This is a genomic window from Roseateles sp. P5_E4, from assembly GCF_054049255.1.
Map to the genome: position 1 here is coordinate 223,009 of NZ_JBFUMS010000011.1, position 21,239 is coordinate 244,247.

The following is a 21,239-nucleotide window of genomic DNA, read 5'->3' on the forward strand; positions in this document are numbered from 1 at the left end:
ATGCCGAACGGACCCATCCTCATCGTCGACGACGAGCCGATCAACCTCGCAACCTTGAAGCAGATCCTCGCGCCGCACTATCCGCTGGCGTTCGCGCGCAGTGGCGGTGAATGCCTCGCCGCCGCGCAGAAGCACCAGCCTTCGTTGATCCTGCTGGACGTCCAGATGCCCGACCTGGACGGCTATGAGGTCTGCCGCCGGCTCAAGGCCGCCCCCCAGACCCAGCACATCGCCGTCATCTTCGTGACGGCGCTGGCCGACGTCGGCGACGAGGCCGCGGGATTCGACTGCGGCGCGGTCGACTACATCGTCAAGCCCGTGTCGCCGGCCCTGGTGCTGGCACGGGTGCGCACCCACCTGTCGCTGGTGCATACCTCCATGCTGGAGCGCTACGTCAAGGAGCTCGAGGCCCAGCAGCTGAAGATCAGCCGGCTCAGCCGCATCAAGAGCGTCCTGAGCGGCATCAACTCGGCCATCGTCAGGCTGCGCGACCGGCAGGCGCTGTTTGATGAAACCTGCCGCATCGCCGCCGAGGATGGCGGCTTCGCGAGTGCCTGGATCGGCCTCGCCCACGGCCCTTTGAAGAGGCTCGACCCCATTGCCGCGCGAGGCCTGGATGCCGGGCAGCTCGACGAGTTGCGCGGCGCTCTGGGCGCCACCGGTGGGCCAGGTCGACGCTCACTTCCCTACCGGGCGCTCGATGGCGGCGGCGTCGTGTACTGCAACGACCTCTCGCAGGAGGACATGGGTGCGGCTGTCCACGCCGTTGCGCCGGCGAAGGGGGTCGGCTCCGCGATTGCGCTGCCGTTGACTTCCGGTGACCGGCTCGTCGGCGTCATCGCGCTGTACGCCACGGAGGCCCATCTCTTCGACGAGGACGAGCTCAAGCTGCTCGGCGAGCTGGCTGGCGATATCTCGTTTGCGCTCAGGCACATCGAGCAGGAGGAAAAAGTCCATTACCTGTCCCGCTATGACGCACTGACCGGCCTGCCCAACAACCTTGTCTTCCTGGACCGCCTTGACCTCGCAATCCAGTCCGCGGCTGCGGCCGGCACCGGCGTGGTGGCCGTCATTGCCAACCTCCACCGGTTCAAACGGCTGAACGACACCCTGGGCCGGCACGTGGGGGACCAGTTGCTGAGACAACTGGGGCAGCGCCTGGCCACCGAATTCGCGCGCAGCCACAACGTGGCCCGGCTGGCGGGCGACAACTTCGCCGTCGCCGGCAGCTACAAGGGCGACGAGGACGTCGCGACGCTGCTGCGCGTGCTGGACGAAGTCATCGGCCGACCCACGTCAGTCGATGGCAGCGACGTCAGCCTGTCCGCCCACCTGGGCGTGTCCGTGTATCCGGAGGACGGCGCCAGTGCCGAATCGCTGTTCCGCAATGCCGAGTCCGCCCTCAAGCAGGCCCGTTTGGCTGGCGAGAAGCATGCCACCTATTCGCCCGAGATGAATGCCCGCATGGCCGAGAAGCTGGAGATGGAGGGGCAACTGCGCGAAGCATTGGCCCAGCAGCAGTTCGTGTTGCATTTCCAGCCCAAGGTCAATCTGGCCGATGGCCAGATCACCGCGGCCGAAGCCCTGATCCGCTGGCAGCATCCCAAGCGCGGCCTGGTGCCCCCGGGCGATTTCATTCCAATCGCCGAAGAGACTGGCCTCATCGTGCCCATCGGCGAATGGGTCATCCAGGCCGTCTGCGCCCAGCAGGCGGTCTGGCGGTCGCGAGGCATCGCGACGCGGCCGGTCGCGGTGAACCTGTCGACCCTGCAGTTCCGCGAGGGTCGGGTACGCCAGTGTGTCGAGCAAGCCCTGCGCGACAACGGACTGGGCGCCGACGCCATCGAACTCGAGCTGACCGAAACCCTGGTCATGCAGGATCCCATCGCGGCCGAGCGCACCATGCATGACCTCCGCCAGTTCGGCCTGCACCTGTCTCTGGACGACTTTGGCACCGGCTACTCCTCGCTCGCTTACCTGAAGCTCTTTCCTTTCAACTCGGTGAAGATCGACCGGTCCTTCATCACCGATATCACACGCAGCCCAGAAGACGCCGCCATCTCGCTGGCCATCATCGCCATGGCTCACAGCATGCGCATGCACGTCATTGCGGAAGGCGTCGAAACCCCCGCGCAGCTGGAGTTCCTGAGGGCCAGCGGCTGCGACCAGATCCAGGGCTACCACTTCAGCCGCCCGGTGCCGGCCGAGGAATACGCCCGCATGCTGCTGGAGGGCCGGCAGTTGGCAATGACCGCAGCCGCCCCTGGCACGGGGGCGGCCGGCGAAAGGATCGCGCTGCCCATGCGACGCCAGCCTCTGGAGCATTGACGGCGGATCGATGTCCGGTTTTCAGGGCTCCGCCAGCGGCGGGTCATTCACACATTTGGCGCATTCAAATTGGGGCATGGACCCGCTTCGGTGCATTGCCAGAACACATGGCGTGAGGGGCAGCGAGCGGTCTCGATGAGACCTTCCTGACGCCGCCGTCCCGGGCGTCAGACACTGGAAACAGCCCCTGCAGCACCAGCCGCCCTGCGGCACCAGCCGCGTGCAAACCCAGCCTGGAAAAGCTGGCACGGCTCCTGCTCGTGATGACTTGTCATAACGAGTTGGATGGCCATGAGCAAAGGCGCTCTTGCAGCTAGGAAATCCTTGACGCTGGTCCCCGCCCCCGAGGCGGACGGCGCTCATCGCATCAAGCTGTCGTCACCGCTGCCGCTGTACACGCAGATCAAGGAGATCCTGCGCGCACGCATCCTCGACGGCAGCTACCAGCCGCATCAGCAGATGCCATCGGAGAGCGAGATGATGGCCGCGTTCGACGTCAGCCGCATCACCGTGCGCCAGGCGCTCAATGACCTGCAGAACGAAGGTCTGATCTTCCGCATCCACGGCAAGGGCAGCTTTGTCTCCAAGCCCAAGGCCTTCCAGGATCTGGGGCGCCTGCAGGGCTTCGGCGAGGCGATGCGGCAGATGGGCTACGAGACCTTTGCCCGCGTGCTGTCGATCAAGACGGTGCTGCCGTCGCCGCAGGTGGCCGAGAAGCTGCAACTGGCCAAACGCGCCAAGGTCACGGAGCTGCATCGCCTGCGCTTCCTGAACCGCGAGCCGATCTCGCTGGACGTGACCTACGTGCCCGCAGCCATCGGCCAGCGCCTGGCCAAGGAAGACCTGGCCGCGCGCGACATCTTCGCCATCCTGGAGAACGACTACGGCCTGGCCCTCGGCCACGCCGAGCTGCAGATCGGCTCGACGCTGGCGGACGAGACGCTGGCCGGGCAGCTCAAGGTCGAGGAGGGCTCGCCCGTGCTCTTCATCGAGCGCACGACGCACACCGCCGACGGCGCGCCCATCGACTACGAACACCTCTATTACCGCGGCGACGCCTTCCAGTACAAGGTGCGCGTCGATCGCGTGCCTGTTTCCGAACGAGCCTCTTGAGGAGAGCCTGCACATGGACACGATCGAACACGAATACGACCTCGTCATCGTTGGCGGTGGAACCGGCGGCCCGATGGCCGCGGTGAAGGCCAAGGAGAAGAATCCCAAGCTGCGGGTGCTGCTGCTGGACAAGGCCAACGTCAAGCGCAGCGGCGCCATCAGCATGGGCATGGACGGGCTGAACAACGCCGTCATCCCCGGCCACGCGACACCCGAGCAATACACCAAGGAGATCACCGTCGCCAACGACGGCATCGTCGACCAGAAGGGTGTCTACGCCTACGCGGCCAACAGCTTCCCGATGATCGAGGAGCTGGACCGCTGGGGTATCAAATTCGAGAAGGATGAGACCGGCGACTACTCGGTGCGCAAGGTCCACCACCTGGGCAGCTACGTGCTGCCCATGCCCGAGGGCCACCACATGAAGCGGGTGCTCTACCGCCAGCTCAAGCGGGCCCGCGTGGAGATCACCAATCGCGTCGTGGCCACGCGGCTGCTGACCGGGCCTGACGGCGAGATTGCCGGCGTGATGGGTTTCGACTGCCGCACGGCGGACTTCCACGTCATCAAGGCCAAGGCCGTCATCATCTGCACGGGCGCGGCCGGGCGTCTGGGCCTGCCCGCCAGTGGCTATTTGTTTGGCACCTACGAGAACCCGACCAACTGCGGTGAAGGGCACGTGATGGCCTATCACGCAGGCGCCGAGCTGACCAACCTCGAGTGCTTCCAGATCAACCCGCTGATCAAGGACTACAACGGCCCGGCTTGCGCCTACGTGACCGGCCCCTTCGGCGGCTACACCTCCAACAACGCCGGCCAGCGCTTCATCGAGTGCGACTACTGGAGCGGCCAGATGATGATGGAGTTCTTCAACGAACTCGAAGGCGGCAAGGGCCCGGTGTTCCTGAAGCTCGACCACCTCGCCGAGGAAACGATCAGCGAGATCGAGCACATCCTGCACACCAACGAGCGCCCCAGCCGCGGCCGCTTCCACGAGGGCCGCGGCACCGACTACCGCAAGCAGATGATCGAGATGCACATCTCGGAGATCGGTTTCTGCAGCGGCCACAGCGCCTCGGGCATCTGGACGAATGAGCGCGGCGAGTGTTCCATCCCCGGGCTGTATGCGGCGGGCGATTGCGCCAGCATCCCGCACAACTACATGCTGGGCGCCTTCGTCTACGGCAAGTTCTGCGGCGAGAACGCGGCCGACTATGTCAGCGGCATCGCGGCGCCGGCCTTCGATGCCGGCCAGGTCGAGAAGGAGAAGGCCCGCGTCTATGCGCCGCTGGGCAGGACCGAGGGCCTGACGCCCTTCCAGGTCGAATACAAGACGCGCCGCATCGTCAACGACTACCTGCAGCCGCCCAAGGTCACCCGCAAGATGGAGATCGGCCTTCAGCGCTTCGACGAGATCCGCGAGGACCTGCAGCACATGGGCGCGGCCGACCCGCACGAGCTGATGCGGGCGATGGAGGCCCACACCATCCGCGACTGCGCCGAGCTGGCGGCGCGCGCCTCGCTGTTCCGCACCGAGAGCCGCTGGGGCCTGTACCACCTGCGCGTGGACCACCCCGAGAAGAACGACGCCGACTGGTTCTGCCACACCAACGTGACGAGTGACGCGAGCGGCAACGCGGTGTTCCGCAAGCGCGCGGTGGAGCCCTACGTCGTGGAGCTGAACGAGGAAGAGAAGTCCGCCTACCAGCGCCTGCGCGTCGCCACGCCTGCGGCCGCCTAGGGCCTGTTGACGCTATGGCAACGGGTCGCGTTGTGGCCAAAACGGCCGCGAGCAAGGCGCAAAGCGGAGCCGGGTTGCACACCCGGCGAGCATTTGCAACGCCGCGCGCGGTCGTTTTGGCCACAACCCTTCGGGAAGGCCCGCCGCCACGGGCCACTCCGCGTTGCGCCACTTGCCCGCACATCAGTGCGGGCGGCGTGTCACGCCTTGATTGGCCCGTGGCGGCGGGCCTTCGCGACCCATTGCCATAGCGTCAACAGGCCCTCAGGAGACCGCAATGACCATCACCATCACCCGCACCCAGGCCCCCGTCGTCATCGACGAAGACAAGTGCATCGCCGACAAGGGCTGCACCGTCTGCGTCGACGTCTGCCCACTCGACGTGCTGGCCATCGACTTGACCAAGAACAAGGCGTTCATGAAGTTCGATGAATGCTGGTACTGCATGCCCTGCGAGAAGGACTGCCCCACCGGCGCAGTGCGCGTCGACATCCCCTACCTGGTGAGGTGATCATGCTTGCCACCATCCATGACCGGCTGCGCAATAGCGACGCGGGCGTGCGACGCATCGCCGTCATCGACCTGCCCTACACCGACGAGGAAGACGACATCGCGCCGCTGCTGATTGCGGCGCTTGGCGACAGCGATGCCACCGTGCGGCTCGAAGCCGCCAAGGCCCTCGAAGGCTTCGAGGAGCCCGAGGTGCTGGCGGCACTGGCGCCGCGGCTCAAGGACGAGGACGCTGCCGTGCGCGAGGCCGTTGCCTACACGCTCGCAGAGCTGAAAGACTCAGCCTCCGCCACAGCGCTGCTGCCCTACCTGGGCGACGCGGACCCCGAAGTGCAGGCCGCCGCGCTGCAGGCCGTAAAAGCCCTGCGCGTGGACGCCGCCTTCGACCCCGCCATGGCCGCGCTCGCCCACACCGACGCCAAGGTGCGCCGCGCGGCCGTCAGCGTGCTGGGCTATCTGAAGAAGCCGCAGGCCATCTCGGCGCTGACCGAAGTCGCCGCGCATGACGATGACGCCGAGGTGCGCCGCGTCGCCGTCGGTGCGCTGAGCTTTGCCAACGATGCCGAGATCAGCGTGCATCCCGCGCTGAGCCGGGCTCTCAACGACCCGGTCTGGCAGGTGCGCGAGGAAGCTGCCACGACCTTCGCCAAGACCGGCTCGGCGCTGGGCGTGCCCAACCTCGTGCGCGCCATGGACGACGAGTACTGGCAGGTGCGCGTGAAGGCCGCTCGCTCCCTGGGCAAGCTGAAGGCGCGCGACGGCGTGATGGCGCTGGTGGAGGCGCTGATCCATCCGGTCAGCAACCTGCGCAAGGAGGCTGTCATTGCGCTCGGCGAGATCGGCGACCCGCGCGCCATCACGCCGCTGGAGCGCACGCTGCGCGACCCCGACCCGGACGTGCGCAAACTGTCCAAGCTGGCGTTGACGACCATCCAAATGAACGGGAGTAATGCATGAAGCCCCCACGCTCACTTGCGTTCGCTGCCCCCCGAGGGGGCGCACACCTGCCTTGGGACGGCCCGGCGGGAGGTGCAGCATGACTTTCGTTGTGACGGAAGCTTGCATCCGCTGCAAGTACACCGACTGCGTTGCCGCCTGCCCGGTGGAGTGCTTCCACGAAGGCCCCGACTTCCTCGTCATCGACCCCAGTGCCTGCATCGACTGCGGCGTCTGCGTGCCCGAGTGCCCGGTCGAGGCCATCTTCGACGAGAAGGACTTGCCAGCCGAACAGCGTGAGTACGTCGAACTGAACCGCCGCCTGGCCGCGCAATGGCCGCTCATCACTGCCGCACAGGAACCGCTGCCCGACGCCGAGCACTGGGCCAACCAGACGCACAAGCGCGCCCTGCTGACGGAGAGCGCCGCGCCCGCCTGAGAACCCGGCGCGGCGCAGGCACCGATCTTGCGCCGCCGCTTCTGAACCTACCCGACTGCCAGGAGATTGAGATGAAGTTGCCCCAGCTCTCGCATGTTTCCGCCACCCTCGCGAAGTGCCTCGCGCTCTGCGCGGCCTTCCTGGCCCCGCAGGCCCACGCCGCCAAGGAGGTGGTGACCCTCGGCATCGGCACGCAGAACACCACCACCAACACCGTCACCGGTGGCGTGGTGCTCAAGGAGCTGAAGCTGCTGGAGAAGCACCTGCCCAAGACGGGCAAGTACGCCAACATCGAGTGGAAGCTCGACTGGCAGAACTTCACTTCCGGCCCGCCCATCACCAACGGCATGGTCGCCGGCAAGCTGCAGATCGGCATGATGGGCGACTACCCGCTGCTGGTGAACGGCGCCACCGGGCAGCTCAACAAGGGCAACGAGACCCAGCTCGTCGCCGTCATCGCCTACAACGCCTTCGGCTCGGGCAACGGCGTCGTCGTGCACAAGGACAGCCCCTACTACGAGCTGGCCGACCTCAAGGGCAAGACGGTGTCGGTACCCTTCGGATCGGCAGCCCACGGGATGATGCTGCAGGCCATGCAGGAGCGCGGCTGGCCTGCGGACTACTGGAACCTCGTCAGCCAGAGCCCCGAGGTAGGCACCACCAATCTGCAGGAAAAGAAGATCGACGCCCACGGCGACTTCGTGCCCTTCGCCGACCTGCTGCCGCAGCGCGGCTTCGCCCGCAAGATCTTCGACGGCGCACAGACCAAGGTGCCGACCTTCCACGGCGTCGTCGTGCGCAAGGAATTCGCCGACAAATACCCCGAGGCCGTCGTGGCCTACATCAAGGCCTTGATGGAGGCCAACGACTGGGTGCGCAAGGACCCCAAGCTGGCCGCCGCCAAGATCGAAGAGTGGACCAAGATCGAGAAGGAGGTCGTCTACCTCTTCCTCGGCCCGGGCGGCATCCACACGCTGGACCCGAGCATCAAGCCGCGCTGGGTCGAGACGATCAAGATCGCGCACGGCGTACTGTCCAAGCTCGGCCGCGTGAAGGAGTTCGACGCCGCCGCCTGGGTCAACGAAAGCTATCTGCGCGAAGCCTTCAAGCAGCGCGGCCAGGACTACGAGGCCCAGAAGCAGACGCTCGCCAACTACGACATCGCCGGCAACGACCCCATCTGCAAGGTGCCGGTCACGCGGCCCAAGGAAGCCGGCGAGATCTGGCTGTCCAGCGGCGAGATCGTCGTGGCCAGCTCGCCCGCCTGCCTGCTGGCTGGCGTGAAGCAGTACGAGGCGGCGGGCAAGAAGGTCAACGTCGCCTACCTGTACGACAAGGAGCTGGGCATCAAGGTCGTCGCCGACAAGGCCTTCTACGCGGTGGATGCCAGCAACCCCAAGGCGCCGCTGGCCGTGCCCTTCCTGCTGAAGAAAGACGCCGAGGCCTACGCCGCCAGGACGCACGGCAAGCTCGCCACCTTTGCGGAGGCCCTGGGGCAGGCCAACGCCACTGTCGTCGCGGTCAGCGTGAAGTGAACACCATGAGCGCGCTGCCCCGCATCCAAACCTACACGCCGCCCCTGGCGCCGCCTGCTGCAATGCCTGCGGCGGCGCCCAAGGCGGCCCCGCCCGCCCACGTGGGCCAGGGCATCACGCCGCTGCCCCTGCCGTTGCCCGCGGCTGCTGCGCCCAGCCTGCGGCAGCGCTTCTGGCGGGGCCGTGGCGCGGCGGTGCTGATGGGTGCGCTGTCCATCGCCAGCGTGCTGCTCTTCTGGCACCTGGCCACGCGCTACAAGCTCGACGCCTACATCCGCTTCAACAACATCCCCACGCCGGCCCAAGTGCTGGAGAAGGTGGTGGAGGTCAACGCCAGCCCGAAGTTCGTCACCAACATCGGCATCAGCGTGCGGCGCATCCTGCTCGGCTTCCTGGTGGCCACGGGCCTGGGCGTCGGCCTGGGCATCCTGATCGGCCGCTACCGCATCGTGCGCGGGCTGGCCATGCCGGCGATGGAGGTTTTCCGGCCCATCCCGGCCATCGCCTGGGTGCCCATGTCCATCATGCTGTGGCCCGACAACGAGGTGAGCATCGTCTTCATCACCTTCCTGGGCGCCTTCTTCCCCATCCTGCTCAACACCGTGCATGGTGTCGAGGCGATCGACCCGGTGCTGCTGCGCGCCGCCCGCACGCTGGGCGCGGGCGAGGCCAGCCTGCTCAGGCACGTGGTGCTGCCCGGCGCCCTGCCCCACATCTTCACGGGCCTGGCGGTAGGCATGGGCGTGGCCTGGGTGTCGCTGATCGCCGCCGAGATGATCTCGGGGCAGTTCGGCATCGGCTACTTCACGTGGGAGGCCTACTCGCTGATCAGCTATGCCGAGATCGCGCTCGGGATGATCACGATCGGCGTGCTGGGGCTGCTGTGCAGCGGCGCCATCCGGCTGCTGGCCAAGCTCGCCATGCCCTGGCAGGCCCATTCGCAAGGAGGACGTTGATGGACATGGCGACAGCATCCCGTGGCCGCGTGGACGTGCGCGAGCTGGACATCCGCTTCCACTCAAAAGGCCAGGATTTCGAAGCCGTGCGCGCCGCCAACGTGCATGTGCGGCCCGGCGAGTTCGTGTCGCTGATCGGGCCGTCCGGCTGCGGCAAGTCCACGCTGCTGAACGCGGTGGCAGGCTTCCTCAAGCCCAGTGGCGGTCAGGTGCTGCTGGACGGTCAACCCATCACGGGCCCGGGCTCGGACCGCGGCGTCGTGTTCCAGCAGTACTCGCTCTTCCCATGGATGACGGTGCGTGCGAACGTGGAGTTCGGGCTGCGCATGAAGGGCGCGTCGGCTAGCGACCGCGAGGCGCAGGCGCGCACGCTGCTGGGGCTGGCCGGCCTGCTGTCCTTCGAGAACCACTACCCCGACCAGCTCTCCGGCGGCATGAAGCAGCGCGTGGGCATCGTCCGCGCGCTGGCCACCAGCCCGCAGGTGCTGCTGATGGACGAGCCGTTCGGCGCCCTCGACTCTCAGACCCGCGTGGTGATGCAGGAGATCCTGACCAATATGTGGCAGCGCCTGCGCATCTCGGTGCTCTTCATCACGCACGACATCGAGGAGGCGGTGTTCCTGTCCGACCGCATCTACGTGATGACGGCAAGGCCCGGGCGCATCAAGGCCGAGCTGGACGTGCCGCTGCCGCGGCCGCGCACGCCGGACATGACCTCCGAGCCCGAGTTCGTCGCCATGGTGCGCCAGATCAAGGGCCTGATCCGCGAGGAAAGCATCGCGGCCATGGGGGGCGAACTGAGCGAAGGCGGGCTGGCGGGCCTGTGCACCGAGATCGGCCCGCAGGGCGTGGAGCACCTCGTCTGATGGACGCCGTTCCCACCGAAGTCGTCTGGCACCAGGCCAGTGGCGTGCTGGCGCTGGCCTGGGCCGATGGCCGCGCCGCCCGCCTCAGCGGCCCGGTGCTGCGCGCCGCCTGCAAATGTGCCGGTTGCGAGCAGCGTCGGCGCAGCGGCGAGCCCGTGCAGGCGCTCATCGACACACAGCTCACCGCCCTCCACCCGGTCGGGCCGCAGGGCCTGCAGCTCGTCTTCAGCGACGGCCACGACCGCGGCATCTACCCCTGGCCCTATCTGCATCAACTCTGCCTGGAGCCTTGCGCATGAGCATTCTTTTCGACGCCAAGGTGCTGGACGTCCGCCACTGGACCGACCGCCAGTTCTCCTTCACCTGCACTCGTGACCCGGGCTTTCGCTTCCAGAGCGGGCAGTTCACGATGATCGGCCTGATGGTCGACGGCAAGCCGCTGCTGCGCGCCTACAGCGTCGTCAGCCCGCACTGGGACGACACGCTGGAGTTCCTCAGCATCAAGGTGCCCGACGGCCCTCTGACCTCGCGCCTGCAGCACATCCAGGTCGGCGACACGGTGCACATCGGCCGCAAGGCCTCGGGCACCCTCGTCACGCAGAACCTGCTGGCCGGCCGGCATCTCTACCTGCTGGCCACCGGCACGGGCCTGGCGCCCTTCATGGCCATCGTGCGCGACCCCGACGTCTATGAGCTCTACGAGAAGGTCATCCTCGTGCATGGATGCCGCCAGGTGAGCGAGCTGGCCTACGAGGACATCATCACGCGCGAGCTGCCCGACAACGAATTCTTCGGCGACCAGGTGCGCGACAAGCTCATCTACTACCCGACCGTCACGCGCGAGCCCTTCCGCAACCAGGGGCGCATCCCGACGCTCATGGCCAACGGCAAGCTGCCCAGCGACATCGGCCTGCCGCCGCTGTGCAAGGAGAACGACCGCTTCATGCTGTGCGGCAGCCCCGAGATGTTGCGCGACACGCGCGCCGTGTTCGACGAGATGGGCATGACCGAGGGCAATATGAGCCATCCCGGGCATTTCGTCATCGAGCGGGCCTTCGTCGAGAAGTGAACGGCCATGCTGGCACGGGCTGCCTTCTTCGACGCTCATGGCCAGGCCCTGCGGCGAGTCTGGCCGGGGTGGGCGACCTGCGTGCTGATCGCTTTGGCTGCGTCATTCGTTGCCGCGCTGTATCAGGGGCCCCCGATGTTGTACGCGCTGCTGTTCGGCGCGGCGCTGCACAGCCAGAGCCCGCAGGACCGCACGGCCGCTGGCGTGGACTTCTGCGGCCGCACGCTGCTGCGCCTGGGCGTGGGGCTGCTGGGTGCGCGCATCAGCTGGGAGCAGGTCGCCGGGCTCGGTTGGCCGACCTTGCTCGTCGTGTTGTTCGCGGTCGCCAGCACCCTCCTGTGCGGTCGGTGGCTGGCGAAGGCACTGCGCCTGCCGTGGGCGCTCGGCATGCTGGCGGGCGGCGCCACGGCCATCTGCGGCGCCTCGGCGGCGCTGGCGATTGGTGCGGTGCTGCCGCGTGCCGGTGAGGGGGAGACGCCGAACGAACGCCACGCGCTCGTCGTGGCCGTCTTGGCCACGCTGCTGTCGACGGCGGCGATGGTGGCCTACCCACTGATCGCGCGGCAGTTGCAGCTGTCGCCGGCTGGTGCTGGCCTCTTCATCGGCGGAAGCATCCATGACGTGGCGCAGGTGGTGGTAGCGGGCTATTCGATCTCTGCGGCCGCCGGCGACGCGGCCTCCATCGTCAAACTGCTGCGCGTCAGCCTGCTCTTCATCGTCGTGCTGGGCGTGTCCATCGCCTGCCGCACTTCGGCCGACGAGCCGCCGCCCACGGCACGACCGATGGTGATGCGACTCGGCGGGCTGGTGCCGGGCTTTCTGTGGCTGTTCGTCGCGCTGGCGACGCTCAACTCGCTGGGATGCCTGCGGCCAGTGCAGGAGCAGCTCAATCTCGCCTCGCGCGCCTGCCTCATGCTGGGGGTGGCCGGGCTCGGCATGAAGACGTCGTTCCCGCACCTCGCCAGCGCAGGTTGGCGGCCCATCCTGCTGATGGTGGCGACGAGCTTGTGGCTTGCAGCCGTTTCGCTCGCCGCCGCCTGGGGATTGCGGTTTTATTGAGGGTCCAACAAATCAGACCGTGGTCGGTGAGTCGCTCTGCAGCGTCCTGTCTATCTCGACGCGGTTCCGGCCGGCCTCCTTGGCGCGATACAGGGCCTCGTCGGCCCGCTTGAGGGCATTCGCAGCCGACCCTCCCGGCGGTGACAGCGCCACGCCGAAGCTGGCGGTGATTGCGAGGCGGCCCGCAGTACAGCTGACCTCGCTCTGCTGCACGCGTTCGCGCAGCTTCTCGGCCAGGCGGGCGGCATCACGCACACGCGTGCCCTGGCAAGCGATCAGGAACTCCTCGCCGCCCCAGCGACCGATGACATCGCTCGCGCGCAGGTTGGCCGCGACGATGGCCGCAACGCGGCGCAACACCTCGTCACCGCAATCATGACCATGGCGGTCGTTGACATGCTTGAAGTGGTCGATGTCCAGCAGCACGAGCGACATGCCCTGCGCCGCCTCTTCCATGTCATCCAGCGATTGCTCCAGGCCGCGCCGGTTCAACACACCGGTCAGTTCATCGACCGTGGCCAGGCGGCGCAGGTTCTCCTGCTCGATGCGCAACTGACGCGTGCGCGCTGTCAAGGCATCGATCTCCCGTTGCTGGCGGCGATGGCTCAGGCGCAGTCGCTGCCAGCCGCGCAACACCATGGCGCAAGCACCAAAAAGCCAGGCAAGCAGGATGCCCAGGTAGACGCGGTCGTCGCCAATCCATTCGCCCTTCAGCACCAGGCGGCGAAGCTGCAGTTCATGGTGCTGACCCGTCAGCTCTCCGGGAATGCCGATGGACAACGACGTCGCGTTGTCCAGGCTTGGCTGGTTGTACTCGCGAGGCAGATTGAACATCTGGATCCACCAGTCGGGCACGTTGAGTTCGCTCAACTTGATGCGCACCGGTTGCTCCACGTCCCGCCTTCGAAGCGTGACCGCGTGCATCCGCGAGCTGTTGGCGTCCTCGAGCCTGGAGAAGCGTGGATCGAAATTCCGGATATCAAGATGCAGGAATGGCGCCGGCCCTTGGTAGTCCAGTTCCAGCTCGATGTGGTCAAACCCGCTCAGATCCCGGCCGCGGCTGAGATCGTCGCCGGTCAGCAGATAGGTCAGGACGCACGGCTGGTACTTCTCGGAGGCGACGTATTGGCAACGCCATCGCAACCGCCCGGCGTCCACCCACTGCACCGCGGCTTCCTCGCCGGCCTGAGGGGGGGCTTCCAGGAAATGCTTGCTCACGCCCGGCTCCAGCAGATCCAGAGTTCGCGCGGGCAGCATCATGTGAACACCCAGCACGGCCACGGTGAGCACGATCCCTCCCATGAGGAATCTGATGCTAATCAGGTCAGATTGCACGCCATCAAACTTCGGCATTTGCGTCCTGTGCACTCTAGAGCCAAAGGCGGGCGCCGGCACAACGAAGCGCTCGCCTCAAGGGGCAATCGCCGTCGACGGCAATCCATGAAAAACGCGGCCTGGCCAACTGCCGCGAATCGGGTCGATGGGCGCCAGCGCCTTCGATAATTGAAATTGGTAAGGCCAATTTAACGATTTATGCCATGTTCGCCTACACTGGTCAGACCTTCAATACCCTGACCATCGTGAGTGACTTCCACGCCCCTTCCGCCTGCCTGACGGGCAAGACCGTTCTGATCACCGCAGCAGCGCAGGGAATCGGACGTGCAAGCACCCTGGCCTGCCTCGCGGCGGGTGCCGAGGTGATCGCCACGGACATCCAGGAGAGCGGCTTGGCCGCGCTGGCCCGGGAAGCGGCGTCTTCGGCGCTGCGTACCGAGGTTCTCGATGTCCGCGACACCCTGTCGGTGCAGAGCCTGGCCGGTCGGTTGCCTGCTCTGCATGGGCTGTTCAACTGCGCCGGCTTCGTGCATCACGGCACGGTGCTCGACTGCGATGAAGCTGCCTGGGACTTCAGCATGGACCTGAACGTGAAGAGCATGCTGCGCACGCTGCGCGCCTTCCTGCCGGGCATGCTCGCAGAGGCCGCACGCCACGGCGGCGGCGCCTCGGTGCTGAACATGGCATCCATGGCCTCATCGGTAAAGGGCTTTGCGAACCGCTTCGCCTACGGCACGACCAAGGCGGCCGTCATCGGCTTGAGCAAGGCAGTCGCTGCGGACTTCGTCAAGCAAGGCCTGCGCTGCAATGCCCTTTGCCCCGGCACAGTGGACACACCGTCCCTGCGCGGGCGGATCGCTGCGGCGGCCGATCCCGTGCAGGCCGAGAAAGACTTCATCGCCCGCCAGCCCATGGGCCGGCTGGCCACCGTCGACGACATCGCTCCGCTCGTCGTCTTCCTGCTCAGCGACGCGTCGCGCTTCATCACCGGGCAGGCCGTTTGCGTGGATGGCGGCGTCACGATTTAAGGCGCGTCATTTCGGCATATCTCCCGATCCGTCAATAACGAACTTCCCATGAAACTCCTTCGCTACGGCCCTGTGGGCCAAGAACGCCCCGGCCTGCTCGATGACAACGGCCGCGTGCGCGACCTCTCAGGCCTTGTCGATGACGTTGCAGGCAACGTGCTGACGCCCGCCGGCCTCGCAAGGCTGCGCGATATCGACCCGACGGACCTGCCACTCGTCAGCGGCACGCCGCAACAGGACCTGCGCCTCGGCCCCTGCGTCGGCCGCGTCGGCAAGTTCATCTGCATCGGCCTGAACTACGCCGATCACGCTGCCGAGTCCGGCTTGGCCGTGCCGACCGAGCCCGTCGTCTTCGCCAAGTGGACCAGCGCCATCTGCGGCCCCGATGACGCGGTGCAGATCCCGCGCGGCTCGCTCAAGACCGACTGGGAGGTGGAACTGGGCGTCGTCATCGGCGAAGGTGGCCGCTACATCGAGGAAGCCGACGCGATGAAGCATGTGGCCGGCTACTGCGTCGTCAATGACGTGTCAGAGCGCGAATGGCAGCTCGAGCGCGGCACGCAGTGGGACAAGGGCAAGGGCTGTGACACCTTCGGGCCCATCGGCCCCTGGCTCGTCACGGCCGACGAGGTGGCCGACCCGCAGCAGCTGGACCTCTGGCTGGAGATCGACGGCCGGCGCTTCCAGAACGGCAACACGCGCACCATGGTGTTCGGCGTTGCGCAGATCGTCAGCTACCTGAGCAAGTTCATGAGCCTGCAGCCCGGCGACATCATCTCCACCGGCACGCCGCCCGGCGTCGGCCTGGGCCAGAAGCCGCCGCTGTACCTGAAGCCCGGCCAGACCATGCGCCTGGGCATCCAGGGCCTGGGCGTTCAAACGCAGAAGACCGTCGCAGCATGACCACCCGCATCACAGGCCTGCGCACGGTGGATGTGCGCTTCCCGACGTCGCAGCACCTCGACGGTTCGGACGCGATGAACCCCGACCCGGACTACTCGGCCGCCTACGTCATCCTTGAAACCGACACGCCGGGCCTGGAAGGCCATGGCCTGACCTTCACCATCGGCCGTGGCAACGACATCTGCTGCCGCGCCATTGAGGCCATGCGCCACCTGGTTGTCGGCCTGGAGCTGAGCTGGATCGCCGCCGACATGGGCCGCTTCTGGCGCCACGTCACGTCGGACAGCCAACTGCGCTGGATCGGGCCCGACAAGGGCGCCATCCACCTCGCCACCGGCGCCGTCGTCAATGCCGTATGGGACTTGTGGGCCAAGGCCGAGGGCAAGCCGGTGTGGCGCCTGGTGGCCGACATGAGCCCGGCCGAGCTGGTGCGCTGCATCGACTTCCGCTACATCACCGACTGCATCACACCCGACGAGGCGCTGGCGCTGCTCACCCGCGCAGCAGAGGGCAAGGCCGAGCGCCTGGCCACGCTGGAGCGCGAGGGCTACCCCTGCTACACGACCTCGGCCGGCTGGCTGGGCTACCCCGACGACAAGCTGCGGCGGCTGTGCCAGGAGGCTGTGGACGCGGGCTTCAACCACGTCAAGCTCAAGGTCGGCCGCGACCGCGAGGACGACATCCGCCGCCTGCGTATCGCTCGCGAGGTGCTGGGGCCGGACCGCAAGCTGATGATCGACGCCAATCAGGTCTGGGATGTTCCCGTGGCCATCGACTGGCTCAAGGACCTGGCCTTTGCCAAGCCCTGGTTCATCGAGGAACCGACCAGCCCCGACGACGTCGAAGGCCACCGCGCCATTCGGCAGGCCATCGCGCCCATGCAGGTCGCCACCGGCGAGATGTGCCAGAACCGCATCCTGTTCAAGCAGTTCATGATGCGCGGCGCCATCGACGTGGTGCAGATCGACAGCTGCCGCCTGGGCGGCGTCAACGAGATCCTGGCCGTCATGCTGATGGCCGCCAAGCACGGCCTGCCCGTCTGCCCGCATGCCGGCGGCGTGGGCCTGTGCGAGTACGTGCAGCACCTGTCCATGATCGACTACCTCTGCATTGCCGGCACGCGTGACGGCCGTGTCATCGAGTACGTGGATCACCTGCATGAGCACTTCGTCGACCCCTGCGTCGTGCGCGGCGCGGCCTACATGCCGCCCGAAGCACCGGGCTTTTCGATCACGATGAAACCGGCCTCGCTGGCGCAATACCGGTTCGGGGGCTGAACTCGCCAGAACCGTTCCAGCACCAACGCGCGGCCTTGAAAGAGACCGCGCGATTTGCCTTTTTCCGGATAGGTCCACGTCATGAAGAACCGATCTCTGTCAACGATGCTGGCCTGCCTGTGCATCGCCCTGACCCCAGCGCGCGCGAGTGCGCAGGACGAGGGCGAATGGCATTCGCTGTTCAATGGCCGCGACCTTTCCGGATGGACCGTGAAGATCAACAAGCGTCCGCTTGGAGACAACTACGCGAACACGTTTCGGGTGGAAGACGGCGTGATCAAGGTCAGCTATGACGGCTACGGCAAGTTCGACGAACAGTTCGGCCATCTGTACTCCAACCTGGCCTACGCCAATTACATCCTTAGGCTCGAGTACCGGATCACGGGCACTGCCGTTGCAGATGCCCCACCCTGGGCCAAACTCAACAGCGGCGTGATGATCCATTCACAGTCGCCCTGGACGATGGGGCTCAACCAGGCCTGGCCTGCCAGCATGGAATTCCAGTTCCTCAGCGCGGGCGCAACGGCGGGCCGCCAGACGGGCAATGTGTGCACGCCTGGCACCAACCTTGAGATGAAGGGCCGGCTGCTGACAGACCACATCATCGAGTCGACCTCGAAATTGTTCCCCCTGAATGAGTGGGTAGCGGTGGAGGTCGAGGTTCGAGGCAACGAGGAAGTCGTCCATCGCGTCAATGGCGTCGAGGTCCTGCGCTATCAGCACCCCCAGCTTGATCCCAGGGAGGACAGCGCAAAGGCCCTGCTGGATGCCGGTGCTCCCCTGCAGTTGTCATTCGGCCATATCGCGCTGCAGGCGGAATCGCAGCCCGTATGGTTTCGGAACATCAGGATCCGATCCCTCCCCGCCACTTCCCGGACCGGGCAACAGGCTCCGGGAGTGCCTCGGTGAAATCTCCTGCTGCTGCCGTGACTCGCGGCCTGCGATGACGAAGCCGCGCGCCCCTATTTACTTTGTCCATCGCCCCAACTAACATTGGTCATACCAAAAACACAACGACAAGTTGTGGTCCGACCACGAAAGTTCATCAGGGAGAAGTGCCTTGCAGGTCGAAGCCGCCGCGAGCCAACAGCTCCTCAAAGTCATCAATCGCATGGCGCTCGTCAGGCAACTGTGTGCCAAACCAGGTCAGTCACGAGCCGATCTGGCTGCTGTGGTGGGCCTGACTAAATCCACCGTCGGCCTGCTCGCCCGTGAATTGATTACCGAGGGTTGGCTGGTCGAGCGCGAAATCGTCCCGACAGGCGACATGGGTCGCCGCCCCACGCCCTTGTTCATCGATCCAACCCGACTGCTGCTGCTCGGTGCCGAAGTCGGCGTCGACTCCGTGCGCGTGGTTGCCACGTCCCTCACGGGCGAGATACGTGCAGAAACTGTCGCCAGCTACGGTGCCATTCGCTCGGCCAAGTCGTGCATTCGAGTACTTGCCGCATCGCTGCTGAAGGTCTTCGGGCAGCTCGCCGCCAGCGAGCAGGCGCTGGGTATCGGTGTCGGCTTGCCCGGCGGCGTCGATGCAGCGCGTGGCGTGCTTCGATTCGCGCCCAACCTGGGCTGGCGCGATGTGCCATTCGCAGCACTGCTGGCCGAAAGACTGGCTGACTCCCCGCTGGCACACGTGCCGCTCTTCCTTCAGAACGAAGCTGCTGTCGCCGCGGTTGGCGAAGTGGAGTTCAACTCCTCGACCGCCGCGGACCCATTGCTCTACGTCTCCATCAGCGAGGGCCTCGGTGCCGGTGTCATCGTCGGTGACCGGCTGCTGACCGGCAACCGAGGTTTCGCTGGCGAAGTGGGGCACACCGTGCTGCAACTCGATGGTCCGCGTTGTTCCTGCGGGCGCCGGGGCTGCGCGGAGGCGCTGATCTCGATGGGCGCCATGCAGCGGGGCTACGGCAGGGGGACGGAGATGACCTCGCTGTCTCGGATACGCAGCCATCTGTTGGGGAACGACCCTGAGACCCAGAATGCCGTCGCCTCCGCCGGACGCTACCTCGGCGTGCTGCTGCAGAACCTGTCTGCCACTTACGACCCCGCGTGCATCGTTCTCGGTGGCGCCGCGATCGAGCTGGGCGAACCATTCCTTAAGCCGGCGCTGGATACGCTGAACGCCTATGCCGCTGCAGCCGGTTTGCCACCGCCGATCGTGCGCACGTCGCGCTTCGGCGTCAACGCCGTCGCTGTCGGCGCTGCAGCGCTGGCACGTTATCGACTGACCCGCCCCGCGTTACCTCTGGCTGACGGTGGAACCATTTTTCTTGAAACAGCGGAGGCTGCTTGATGTTTCTCGGCATTGATCTGGGTACCTCGGAAGTCAAGCTGCTGTTGCTTGACGACAGCGGTCGCATCGTTGGTACCGCAGGCAGCGCATTGACGCTGTCGGCACCGGAACCTCTGTGGTCCGAGCAGAATCCATCCGACTGGTGGCGCGCGACCGGCACCGCCGTCGCCCAATTGCGCACGACCCACCCGACCGAGTTCGCCGCCGTGCGCGGCATCGGCCTGTCCGGCCAGATGCACGGCGCGGTGCTGCTGGGCGCTGACGACGCCGTGCTGCGCCCGGCCATCCTGTGGAACGACGGCCGCAGCCACGCCGAGTGCGACGAGCTAACAACCACCGCGCCGCGCCTGCACGACATCGCCGGCAACCTCGCCATGCCCGGCTTCACCGCCCCGAAGCTGCTGTGGGTGAAGAAGCACGAGCCCGAAGTCTTCGAGCGCGTGGCCAGCGTGCTGCTGCCCAAGGACTGGCTGCGCCTGCAGCTGACCGGCGACAAGGTCTCCGACCCGTCGGACGCCGCCGGCACCCTGTGGCTGGACGTGGCCCGGCGCGACTGGTCCGACGAACTGCTCGGCGCCTGCGGCCTGACGCGCGCGCAGATGCCCCGCCTGGTCGAGAGCAGCCAGCCCAGCGGCGTGCTCAAGCCCGAACTCGCCAAGGCCTGGGGCCTGGGCGCGGAGGTGGTCGTCGCCGGTGGCGCCGGCGACAACGCGGCCAGCGCCATCGGCATCGGCGCCACGCAGCCAGGGGACGGCTTCATCTCGCTGGGCACCTCGGGCGTGCTCTTCGTCGTCAACGACCGCTACCGGCCCAACCCGGCCTCGGCCGTGCATGCCTTCTGCCATGCGCTTCCCGCACGCTGGCACCAGATGAGCGTGATGCTGTCGGCCGCCAGTTGCCTGCGCTGGTTCTGCCAGCTCGTCGGCGCCGATGAAACCACCTTGCTGGCTGAACTTTCATCAAATGACAGCGCAGTCAGCCCCTCAGACCACGCGCCGATCTTCCTGCCCTACCTGGCCGGCGAGCGCACGCCGCACAACGACCCGTTTGCAGCCGGCGTCTTCCATGGCCTGAAGGCGCAGACGAATCGCGCCGACTGCACCTATGCCGTGCTCGAGGGCGTGGCCTTCGGGCTGGCCGATGGGCTGGACGCGCTGCGAGCCGCGGGCACCCAGGTCCACCAGCTGTCGCTGGTGGGCGGCGGCTCACGCAGCCGTTTCTGGGCCCAGTTGATCGCCGACGCGCTCCAGGTCGACATCGTCCTGCACACCGGCAGCGAAGCCGGCGGCGCGCTCGGCGCGGCACGCCTGGGCTGGTTGGCCATCGGGGGTGCTGTCGAGACCGTCTGCACCCGCCCGCCCGTGGCGGCCCTCTTCTCTCCCGACCCCGAACGCCATGCCCGCCTGGCCCCCCGCCTGGCGCGTTTCCGTGACCTCTACCGCCGCCTGCGCGGTGCCTGACCCCCGAGTTATGACGAGCTATTTCCACGCCATCGCCCCGATCCGCTTTGAGGGCGTCGACAGCCAGAATGACCTGGCCTTCAAGCACTACGACAAGGACCGCATCGTCCTGGGCCAGCGCATGGAGGACCACCTGCGCTTTGCCGTGTGCTACTGGCACAACTTCGTCTGGACCGGCCTGGACCCGTTCGGCGGCGCCACCTTCGAGCGCCCCTGGTTCCAGGGCGGCAGCCCGATGGAGCTGGCCAAGCTCAAGGCCGACGCGGCCTTCGAGTTCTTTGCCAAGCTCGGCGCGCCCTACTACTGCTTCCATGACCGCGACGTCGCCCCGGAAGGCGCCACGCCGCGCGAGAGCCACGAGAACTTCCTGCGCATGGTCGATGTGCTCGGC

General features: G+C 66.7%; 19 protein-coding genes and 1 pseudogene. 19 read left to right on the forward strand and 1 reads right to left on the reverse strand.

The genetic code is table 11. The annotated features are described in order from the left end of the window. The 12 genes from ACXJLH_RS21575 (at position 1) to ACXJLH_RS21630 (ending at position 12,552) form a co-directional block, all read left to right on the forward strand. Entirely contained in the window at positions 1-2,328 is a 2,328-nt protein-coding gene (locus ACXJLH_RS21575; RefSeq protein WP_457355559.1) for a GGDEF/EAL domain-containing response regulator, read from the forward strand. Positions 2,329-2,652: 324 nt separating this feature from the next. After that, positions 2,653-3,441 (forward strand): GntR family transcriptional regulator, encoded by a 789-nt coding sequence (locus ACXJLH_RS21580; RefSeq protein WP_457446156.1) that lies wholly within the window; start codon positions 2,653-2,655, stop codon positions 3,439-3,441. A 13-nt stretch (positions 3,442-3,454) separates the two neighbouring features. Beyond that, on the forward strand, positions 3,455-5,182 hold the full coding sequence (locus tag ACXJLH_RS21585) for a fumarate reductase/succinate dehydrogenase flavoprotein subunit (RefSeq protein ID WP_457446158.1): 1,728 nt from the start codon (positions 3,455-3,457) through the stop codon (positions 5,180-5,182). Positions 5,183-5,459: 277 nt separating this feature from the next. Next, positions 5,460-5,693 carry a 4Fe-4S dicluster domain-containing protein gene (locus ACXJLH_RS21590; RefSeq protein ID WP_056193195.1) on the forward strand — a complete coding sequence of 78 codons (234 nt, stop codon included), beginning with the start codon at positions 5,460-5,462 and terminating at the stop codon, positions 5,691-5,693. Between the two features lie 2 nt (positions 5,694-5,695). Then, entirely contained in the window at positions 5,696-6,649 is a 954-nt protein-coding gene (locus ACXJLH_RS21595) for a HEAT repeat domain-containing protein (protein WP_457446160.1), read from the forward strand. A gap of 79 nt (positions 6,650-6,728) precedes the next feature. Further along, positions 6,729-7,067: a ferredoxin FdxA gene (gene fdxA / locus ACXJLH_RS21600; RefSeq protein WP_457446162.1), complete on the forward strand. Its 339-nt coding sequence runs from the start codon at positions 6,729-6,731 to the stop codon at positions 7,065-7,067. 71 nt (positions 7,068-7,138) lie between these two features. Then, on the forward strand, positions 7,139-8,602 hold the full coding sequence (locus tag ACXJLH_RS21605) for an ABC transporter substrate-binding protein (protein ID WP_457446164.1): 1,464 nt from the start codon (positions 7,139-7,141) through the stop codon (positions 8,600-8,602). Between the two features lie 5 nt (positions 8,603-8,607). Next, complete coding sequence (locus tag ACXJLH_RS21610; RefSeq protein WP_056193470.1) at positions 8,608-9,558, forward strand: ABC transporter permease; 951 nt, start codon at positions 8,608-8,610, stop codon at positions 9,556-9,558. A gap of 5 nt (positions 9,559-9,563) precedes the next feature. Beyond that, entirely contained in the window at positions 9,564-10,424 is an 861-nt protein-coding gene (locus ACXJLH_RS21615) for an ABC transporter ATP-binding protein (RefSeq protein ID WP_235531857.1), read from the forward strand. Next, positions 10,424-10,723: a gamma-butyrobetaine hydroxylase-like domain-containing protein gene (locus ACXJLH_RS21620; RefSeq protein ID WP_457446166.1), complete on the forward strand. Its 300-nt coding sequence runs from the start codon at positions 10,424-10,426 to the stop codon at positions 10,721-10,723. Before ACXJLH_RS21615 ends, ACXJLH_RS21620 begins: the two co-directional genes overlap by 1 nt. Further along, positions 10,720-11,493 carry a ferredoxin--NADP reductase gene (locus ACXJLH_RS21625; RefSeq protein ID WP_056193177.1) on the forward strand — a complete coding sequence of 258 codons (774 nt, stop codon included), beginning with the start codon at positions 10,720-10,722 and terminating at the stop codon, positions 11,491-11,493. The genes ACXJLH_RS21620 and ACXJLH_RS21625 overlap by 4 nt, the downstream gene beginning before the upstream one ends. 81 nt (positions 11,494-11,574) lie before the next feature. Beyond that, on the forward strand, positions 11,575-12,552 hold the full coding sequence (locus tag ACXJLH_RS21630; RefSeq protein ID WP_457446167.1) for a YeiH family protein: 978 nt from the start codon (positions 11,575-11,577) through the stop codon (positions 12,550-12,552). A 12-nt stretch (positions 12,553-12,564) separates the two neighbouring features. Here the strand turns inward: ACXJLH_RS21630 and ACXJLH_RS21635 are convergent, their stop codons facing one another. After that, positions 12,565-13,905 carry a GGDEF domain-containing protein gene (locus ACXJLH_RS21635; RefSeq protein ID WP_457446169.1) on the reverse strand — a complete coding sequence of 447 codons (1,341 nt, stop codon included), beginning with the start codon at positions 13,903-13,905 and terminating at the stop codon, positions 12,565-12,567. A gap of 185 nt (positions 13,906-14,090) precedes the next feature. On the opposite strand from ACXJLH_RS21635, the gene ACXJLH_RS21640 reads away from it, so the two are divergent. The 7 genes and pseudogenes from ACXJLH_RS21640 to ACXJLH_RS21670 all read left to right on the forward strand — a co-directional run. Beyond that, entirely contained in the window at positions 14,091-14,915 is an 825-nt protein-coding gene (locus ACXJLH_RS21640) for an SDR family oxidoreductase (protein WP_457446171.1), read from the forward strand. A gap of 48 nt (positions 14,916-14,963) precedes the next feature. After that, positions 14,964-15,818 (forward strand): ureidoglycolate lyase, encoded by an 855-nt coding sequence (locus ACXJLH_RS21645; protein ID WP_457446173.1) that lies wholly within the window; start codon positions 14,964-14,966, stop codon positions 15,816-15,818. Beyond that, on the forward strand, positions 15,815-17,095 hold the full coding sequence (locus ACXJLH_RS21650; RefSeq protein WP_457446175.1) for an L-fuconate dehydratase: 1,281 nt from the start codon (positions 15,815-15,817) through the stop codon (positions 17,093-17,095). Before ACXJLH_RS21645 ends, ACXJLH_RS21650 begins: the two co-directional genes overlap by 4 nt. A gap of 81 nt (positions 17,096-17,176) precedes the next feature. Continuing rightward, positions 17,177-18,004 carry a 3-keto-disaccharide hydrolase gene (locus ACXJLH_RS21655; RefSeq protein WP_457446178.1) on the forward strand — a complete coding sequence of 276 codons (828 nt, stop codon included), beginning with the start codon at positions 17,177-17,179 and terminating at the stop codon, positions 18,002-18,004. Between the two features lie 151 nt (positions 18,005-18,155). Next, entirely contained in the window at positions 18,156-19,388 is a 1,233-nt protein-coding gene (locus ACXJLH_RS21660; protein WP_056193159.1) for an ROK family protein, read from the forward strand. Further along, positions 19,388-20,848, forward strand: coding sequence for a xylulokinase (xylB, locus tag ACXJLH_RS21665; RefSeq protein WP_457446180.1), 1,461 nt, complete (start codon positions 19,388-19,390; stop codon positions 20,846-20,848). Before ACXJLH_RS21660 ends, xylB begins: the two co-directional genes overlap by 1 nt. Before the next feature lie 10 nt (positions 20,849-20,858). Then, a pseudogene (locus ACXJLH_RS21670) lies at positions 20,859-21,239 on the forward strand (xylose isomerase); the annotation flags it as partial.

Bases quoted from the DNA above. Each gene is read 5' to 3' on its own strand.
- fdxA (WP_457446162.1), top strand. From the start codon at position 6,729: ATGACTTTCGTTGTGACGGAAGCTTGCATCCGCTGCAAGTACACCGAC.
- ACXJLH_RS21635 (WP_457446169.1), bottom strand. From the start codon at position 13,905: ATGCCGAAGTTTGATGGCGTGCAATCTGACCTGATTAGCATCAGATTC.
- ACXJLH_RS21640 (WP_457446171.1), top strand. From the start codon at position 14,091: ATGTTCGCCTACACTGGTCAGACCTTCAATACCCTGACCATCGTGAGT.
- ACXJLH_RS21650 (WP_457446175.1), top strand. From the start codon at position 15,815: ATGACCACCCGCATCACAGGCCTGCGCACGGTGGATGTGCGCTTCCCG.
- xylB (WP_457446180.1), top strand. From the start codon at position 19,388: ATGTTTCTCGGCATTGATCTGGGTACCTCGGAAGTCAAGCTGCTGTTG.
- ACXJLH_RS21605 (WP_457446164.1), top strand. From the start codon at position 7,139: ATGAAGTTGCCCCAGCTCTCGCATGTTTCCGCCACCCTCGCGAAGTGC.
- ACXJLH_RS21625 (WP_056193177.1), top strand. From the start codon at position 10,720: ATGAGCATTCTTTTCGACGCCAAGGTGCTGGACGTCCGCCACTGGACC.
- ACXJLH_RS21620 (WP_457446166.1), top strand. From the start codon at position 10,424: ATGGACGCCGTTCCCACCGAAGTCGTCTGGCACCAGGCCAGTGGCGTG.
- ACXJLH_RS21655 (WP_457446178.1), top strand. From the start codon at position 17,177: ATGAAGAACCGATCTCTGTCAACGATGCTGGCCTGCCTGTGCATCGCC.
- ACXJLH_RS21585 (WP_457446158.1), top strand. From the start codon at position 3,455: ATGGACACGATCGAACACGAATACGACCTCGTCATCGTTGGCGGTGGA.
- ACXJLH_RS21590 (WP_056193195.1), top strand. From the start codon at position 5,460: ATGACCATCACCATCACCCGCACCCAGGCCCCCGTCGTCATCGACGAA.
- ACXJLH_RS21575 (WP_457355559.1), top strand. From the start codon at position 1: ATGCCGAACGGACCCATCCTCATCGTCGACGACGAGCCGATCAACCTC.
- ACXJLH_RS21595 (WP_457446160.1), top strand. From the start codon at position 5,696: ATGCTTGCCACCATCCATGACCGGCTGCGCAATAGCGACGCGGGCGTG.
- ACXJLH_RS21615 (WP_235531857.1), top strand. From the start codon at position 9,564: ATGGCGACAGCATCCCGTGGCCGCGTGGACGTGCGCGAGCTGGACATC.
- ACXJLH_RS21645 (WP_457446173.1), top strand. From the start codon at position 14,964: ATGAAACTCCTTCGCTACGGCCCTGTGGGCCAAGAACGCCCCGGCCTG.
- ACXJLH_RS21610 (WP_056193470.1), top strand. From the start codon at position 8,608: ATGAGCGCGCTGCCCCGCATCCAAACCTACACGCCGCCCCTGGCGCCG.